Consider the following 518-nt stretch of genomic DNA (forward strand, 5'->3'; position numbering starts at 1 on the left):
TAAACCGTCCAGATTCATATACACTTGGGTCAATTCCAGCGAAAGCTACCAGTTTCTTAGGGTGATTAAACCGATCAATTTCCCCAATTTCAGAAATAATCGTGGCAGCGATTTTTTCACCGATACCCGGGATTGATTGGATAATCTTATATTCTTTCATTTCCTTTGCCAAAGCATCTATCTCTTTTTCTAACCTGGATAGATGCTTTTGGTATTCCAAAAGCAATTGAATATACATTTTTAGTGAGAGAACATGGCTCTGATAAAGGGTTCTCTCGAATGGATTTCGAACCGCTGCGGCGATTAATTTCAAAGTCTGCTCTTGTGCCCACTTTTTAGAACGGCTCTTACATAGTTCATGGACTTTATAAGCCACGGCTTCTTCTCCAGGAGTTAAAACATCCTCGGAAGAGGGATATTCTAGTAAAACAAGCAGGGAAACCACAGAATATAAATCACCAAAAACCCCGCAATATTCAGGGAATACCTGGTCTAGAACAGCTTGGAATTGCAATTTT

The 518-nt window shown here is 39.6% G+C and carries 1 protein-coding gene; it reads right to left on the reverse strand.

The window, feature by feature from the left end; all coding sequences use genetic code 11:
* The coding region (locus KW850_RS32685) for a transposase (RefSeq protein WP_218351729.1) at window positions 1–518 on the reverse strand (518 nt) is incomplete at both ends.

The organism is Bacillus sp. sid0103 (assembly GCF_019219025.1).